This is a genomic window from Pseudomaricurvus sp., assembly GCF_965662505.1.
Classification (GTDB): domain Bacteria; phylum Pseudomonadota; class Gammaproteobacteria; order Pseudomonadales; family Cellvibrionaceae; genus Pseudomaricurvus.
Map to the genome: position 1 here is coordinate 1 of NZ_CBFIHX010000166.1, position 6,029 is coordinate 6,029.

The 6,029-nt window shown below is 52.6% G+C and carries 5 protein-coding genes; 3 read left to right on the top strand and 2 right to left on the bottom strand.

Features of this window, described 5'->3' with window-relative positions; genetic code table 11:
* Positions 1-449 precede the first annotated feature (449 nt).
* Positions 450-1,739 (top strand): methyl-accepting chemotaxis protein, encoded by a 1,290-nt coding sequence (locus ACTG33_RS15685; protein ID WP_439136164.1) that lies wholly within the window; start codon positions 450-452, stop codon positions 1,737-1,739.
* Here the strand turns inward: ACTG33_RS15685 and ACTG33_RS15690 are convergent.
* A complete protein-coding gene (locus tag ACTG33_RS15690) occupies positions 1,713-2,615 on the bottom strand; it encodes a LysR family transcriptional regulator (RefSeq protein WP_439136165.1) in 903 nt (300 codons plus the stop codon). The genes ACTG33_RS15685 and ACTG33_RS15690 overlap by 27 nt on opposite strands.
* A gap of 150 nt (positions 2,616-2,765) precedes the next feature.
* Here ACTG33_RS15690 and ACTG33_RS15695 point away from each other — a divergent pair, with 150 nt between their 5' ends.
* Positions 2,766-3,950 (top strand): acyl-CoA dehydrogenase, encoded by a 1,185-nt coding sequence (locus ACTG33_RS15695; protein WP_439136166.1) that lies wholly within the window; start codon positions 2,766-2,768, stop codon positions 3,948-3,950.
* An 85-nt stretch (positions 3,951-4,035) separates the two neighbouring features.
* Positions 4,036-5,064 (top strand): asparaginase, encoded by a 1,029-nt coding sequence (gene ansA, locus ACTG33_RS15700; RefSeq protein WP_439136167.1) that lies wholly within the window; start codon positions 4,036-4,038, stop codon positions 5,062-5,064.
* 50 nt (positions 5,065-5,114) lie between these two features.
* On the opposite strand, the gene ACTG33_RS15705 is transcribed toward ansA, so the two are convergent.
* Positions 5,115-6,029, bottom strand: a 915-nt coding sequence (locus tag ACTG33_RS15705; protein ID WP_439136168.1) for an alanine:cation symporter family protein, incomplete at its 5' end; no start/stop codon positions are given.

Genomic DNA, 6,029 nt, shown 5'->3' on the forward strand with positions numbered 1-6,029 from the left:
AGGCTGGTTCAGAGTCAATACCACTCTTCCTGAGCGAGTTGACCCACCGTCTTAACCGCCATCAGCGCGGCTTCAATAAGCGATTTTATTGATATTTTTTAGACTAATTGTTCCTACTCATTGCGGAAACATTGTTTTTTTGTAATATAAAAACTGCTCAATTCCTGTCTCCATAAAAACGGCCAAACAATACGCGAGACTCGTTTACCCCAGTAATATCAGTACGTTGGGAGCACCCGAACACCAGGATGAAAAGCAGACAAAAAAGCAGCGCACCCCAAATAAGGGTTTACCCTTGGATGAGAAGTGCAGATTTGATAGCTTCAGCCCTCCCCTTTAGGTTTAACGGAATAAAGATATAACAGCCGAGGCCGACAGCTTAAACAGCATCAAGAGGTACTCAGGAACCATTACATAAAAGTCAGGGATGCAAAGAAAGGGTGAGTAAAATGTTTAGCAATCTATTCGGGCGTGACGATTCTGTGATGCTCAACAAAAGAATCGAGATTCAATCCGAGTTTATTGATGCCATCAAGCGCTGCAATGCCGTTATTGAATTTAATCCCGACGGCATCATCGAGACTGCCAACGACAACTTCCTTAAGGTTGTCGGCTACCCTTTGGACGGTATTGTTGGAAAACATCACTCCATGTTCTGCGAGTCAGACTATGTGAACTCCCCTCAATACACTCAATTCTGGCAAGATCTCAGAAGCGGTATTCCGCAAACCGGAGAGTTCTCCCGAATAGGCAATGGCGGCGCAAAGGTCTGGCTGCAAGCCAACTACTTCCCGGTAACTCATCAGGGACAAACCGTTCGCGTTATTAAATTCGCCACTGACATCACCCACATGGCCGATCAGCGCAACGAACAAACGGCAATTATAGAATCTCTCAACCGCTCACAGGCGGTGATTGAATTTACTCCCGACGGCCATATTCTCGATGCAAACCAAAACTTCCTGAACACCATGGGCTACACGCTGGCTGAAATCAAAGGCCAGGAACATCGTATGTTTTGCGATGACGTCTTTTATCAGAACAATCCTGACTTCTGGGCCAAATTAAAATCGGGCAAGTACCGATGCGGTCAGTTCTGCCGCCGTAAAAAAGATGGTTCAGAAATCTGGCTGGAAGCCAGCTACAACCCCATCATCAATGTTCACGGGCAGGTGATCAAAGTCATCAAGTTCGCCAGTGATATCACGGCTCAAGTCAGACAAACCGAATCTCTGAAATCCATTACCCAAGCCGTTGAAAGCGCCGCAAGCACAACGGTTAACCGCGCGAACTCAGGCTCTGAAGTCCTGACCTCAGCCGTCGATTCAGCCCATCAAATTTCATCAGCGGTCACCGAATCCGCTCAGTTCGCGGAGCAGCTGGTGGAACAATCCAAGAGTATTAATGACATTGTGGCTACCATCAGTGGTATTGCCGAACAAACGAACTTGCTGGCCCTCAACGCTGCGATTGAAGCCGCTCGCGCCGGAGAATACGGCCGGGGTTTTGCGGTCGTCGCGGATGAGGTTCGACAGCTGGCCAGTCGCGCGCAAACTTCGACGATTGAAATTCGCACTCTGGTGGATACCAACCGTACCCTGACCGAACAAATGACCGAGCAAATGAGTGTGGCCAGCAATCATGCCGAAAATGGTGCAGAACTGGTGCAACAAGCTTCCGCCGTCTTCAGCGAGGTGAAAGATGGCGCCTTGTCACTGAATGATATCATTAGCAAGTAGTGAAGCTTGATGACCCTCTTTCAGCCAATCCACAAATGCCTGATTGGCTTTGGAAATCGTCCGTCCTTTGCGACGGGCGATTCCCAGGTTCACGTAGGTCACCGGCTGTAAAGGCACCGCGAAAATTCCCGGCTCTTGTTCCGCCATCATATTTAAGCCCACCGTCACCCCGTGATGCTGCTTTACCAACTTGGAAATCAGCGGCAGGTAATTAGTCTGCAATCGGATATCCGGAACAACGTCTCGGTCTTCGCAGAGAGCATCAAAACTTTTTCGAATAAAATAATCACGCTCGTACAAAACCATGGACTCACCGGCCAACTCGGCCACATCCACCGACTTGCGTTTGCGAAAAGGGCTGTTACTGCCGACACACAGCATCATGGTCTCAGTCACCAGCGGAACAACCTCCAGACTCTTGTCGTTTTCCAGTGACGTAACCACCCCCAATTCAATGTCATCGTCCAGCAGCAGCTGCTCAATTTTCTGCGTACCGGCCTGTGTCACTGCGGCGGTTAACCCCGGATACAAATCCAGAAACTCCCCCAGTAGCTGTGGCAAAAGATAAGTTCCCGCCATGGCCGGACAGGCCAGATTCAATTCGCCGCGCAACAATCCCTGATAGTCACCAACCGTCTCTTTGAGGTCATCCACCTGACGCAAAATCACCTCCGCCTGCGCCAGCACCGTTTCTCCTTCATGGGTTAGCGTCAACGTCCGCTTATCCCGCACCAACAGCTTTGCCCCCAGCTCTTCCTCCAGCTTGCGCACGGCAATACTGACCGGCGGCTGAGCCATATGCAGTACCTGCGCGGCTTTGGAAAAACTCTTCAGGCGCGCCACCTGGACAAAAATCTCTAACTTGCGCAGATCCATCACGGCCCCATCAAACGTTTCTTCAACACCAAACCCATACAATAATTATATAGATTAAATACACAACATATATTTATTGTTGGAAACAGAAGTTTGCTATGGTTGCTCCAATGACGGGGTATACACCCCAGACAACGAATCGGAGGGCATATGGCCTCAGGCAAGCAGTGGCAAAAAATGAACTGGCAGGATCCTTTCCTGCTGGAACAACAACTGACCGATGACCAGCGGCTGGTGAGAGATACCGCCCGCCAATACGCGCAGGAAAAGCTGCTGCCGCGGGTACAGCAGGCCTTTCGCGATGAACACACCGATCCGGCGATCTTCCGGGAAATGGGGGAGCTGGGGCTGCTGGGGTCCACCATTGAAGGCTATGGCTGCCCGGGCGTCGATTACATCAGTTACGGCCTGATTGCCCGCGAAGTGGAAGCCGTCGATTCCGGCTATCGCTCCATGATGAGCGTGCAGTCCTCTCTGGTGATGTACCCCATTTACGCCTATGGCACCGAAGCCCAACGGGAAAAGTATCTGCCAAAACTGGCCAGCGGTGAACACATTGGCTGCTTCGGCCTTACCGAACCAGATCACGGTTCCGACCCCGGCAGCATGGTCACCCGCGCCAGAAGCGTCGAAGGCGGCTACCAGCTGACCGGCGCCAAAATGTGGATCAGCAACAGCCCTATTGCCGATGTGTTTGTGGTGTGGGCGAAAACCGACGACGATATCATTCGCGGTTTTATTCTGGAAAAAGGCATGCCGGGTTTAAGCGCGCCCAAAATCGAGGGCAAACTGGCTCTGCGTGCCTCCATCACCGGTGAAATCGTGATGGACAATGTGTTTGTCTCCCAAGGCCAATTACTGCCCAACGTGCAGGGTTTGAAAGGCCCATTTGGTTGCTTGAACAATGCCCGCTACGGCATTGCCTGGGGGGCGCTGGGCGCAGCCGAAACCTGCTGGCACTCCGCCCGCAACTACACTCTGGAGCGCAAACAATTTGGACGTCCTCTGGCCGCCAACCAATTGATTCAGTTAAAACTGGCCAATATGCAAACGGACATCAGCCTCGGCCTGCAAGGCTGCCTGCGCGCGGGCGAGCTGATGGACAGCGGCAATATCTCTCCGGAGTTGATCTCACTGATCAAGCGCAACTCTTGCGGAAAAGCGCTGGAGATTGCTCGCATGTCCCGCGACATGCACGGCGGCAATGGCATCTCCGACGAGTATCCGGTGATGCGTCATATGGTGAATCTGGAAGTGGTCAACACCTACGAAGGCACTCACGATGTCCACGGATTGATTCTGGGACGCACCCAAACCGACATCGCTGCGTTTTAACCATCCCCCTCACAAACGTGGCCTCGAACAGCTTCGGCACGATACAATGCGCGATCCCTTCGCGCCTTGTATTCAGTGCCAGACTATGACGACAGCCACCGTTCGAAAATCCATCTACGTTGCCTACACCGGCGGCACCATCGGCATGAAGCCCTCTTCTCAGGGGTATGTTCCTGCAGAAGACTTTCTCAGTGCTCACCTGCAATCCATGCCGGAGTTTCAACGGCCCGAACTGCCCCTCTTTACCCTGAAGGAATACCACCCGCTGATTGATTCAGCCAACATGGGGCCAACCGACTGGCAGGTGATTGCCGATGACATCGCCGCGAACTATGACCAGTACGATGGCTTCGTGGTGCTGCACGGTACCGACACTATGGCCTACACCGCCTCGGCACTGTCGTTCATGCTGGAAAATTTGGCCAAGCCCGTCATCGTCACCGGTTCGCAGATCCCGCTGGCGCAGCTGCGCTCCGACGGGCACGCCAACTTGTTGAACTCACTCTACATCGCCGCCAACTACCCCATCGCTGAAGTCGGTTTATTTTTTAACAACCGATTATTCCGAGGCAACCGCAGCGTCAAAACCCACGCCGATGGTTTCAACGCCTTCGAGTCACCTAACTTCGGGCCGTTACTGGAAGCGGGTATTGATATCACCCTGATCAACGGCAAGCTTGCGGGTTCGACACCCAGCTCCGAGCCATTGCGGGTACAAAAGATTCAACCCCAGACCATTGGCGTGGTGACACTCTACCCAGGCATTTCCGAAACGTTGATTGACAACCTGCTACAACAATCCCTGGCAGCGTGCATCCTGCAAAGCTTTGGTGTGGGTAACGCGCCGCAGAGCGAGGCGTTTTTACGACCACTGAAAGCGGCAACAGACAGAGGCACTCTCATTATCAATTGCACGCAATGCTTGCAGGGAAGAGTCAATATGGAAGGTTACGCCACAGGCAATGCCCTGGCTCAGGCTGGCGTGATCAGTGGTGGAGACATGACCATCGAAGCCACCCTCACCAAGCTGCATTATCTGCTGAGTCAGGATGGCCCCAAAGATCAGATCAGAGCCTTGATGACTCAGAATCTTCGGGGCGAGTTAAGTGATTAGGGTCTGCTGAGCCTAATTTTACTTCTGGTTAGCTTCAGCTCTGAAACGTTTTACTTCTGCTTATCTCTTTCAAAATGTTCCCAGTACTCCGCCACACTCTGCTTCATGTCTTTGCGCAGCAGCATAATGCCCAACAGGTTGGGCATCGTCATTAACACCAGGGTTACCGCGGTCAGGTTCCAGATTAGTGTGGTGTCTGAAAACGATGCCCAGAAAAATCCCGCCACATAACACACACGATACGGCATCACCCCTTTCTGCCCCACCAGGTAAATCATCGCCCGATCCCCGTAGTAGGACCAGGCAATGGTGGTGGAAAATGCAAACAGTAACAAACCAATGGCGACAATGTACTGACCGTACTGACCGAAGAAGCCTTTGGTGAACGCCAGCGTGGTCAGCTCCGCCGAGTGCACTAACGACTTGCCCGTCATGGTGACGTTTTGATTTTCAAGCTGCCCATCCACCACTTCCAACACACCGGTAAAGGGATGGTCGCCCCCCACACTGTAGCGCACATGCTCCGCCACCGAGCGCGAACTTAACACCGTGTAATTTAGATCGTCGGCCACCCCGCCCACGACATTGATGGCACCGGTGTAAGGCTCTATAGAGTGCTCTCCACGATTCAGGTAGTGAAATAATTCTTCCCGATCAGCGGCATCTTTGTCACTGTAGTCGCCCAACACAAAGGTGGTGTCGGCTCGCTGAAAGTGCGTTTCGTGCTTTTCTGTCCACACACCGGACGACAGAATCACCAGCCCGGTCAAGGTGCAGATGATGATGGTGTCGATAAACGGCTCCAGAATGGACACCATGCCCTCAGACACAGGCTCTTCCGTTTTCGCCGAAGCGTGAGCGATGGGAGCAGAACCCTGACCAGCTTCGTTGGAGAACAAACCACGGTTTACGCCACGATTAAAGGCATACGCAAAACTGGCGCCCAGAAAACCGCCCGCAGCGGC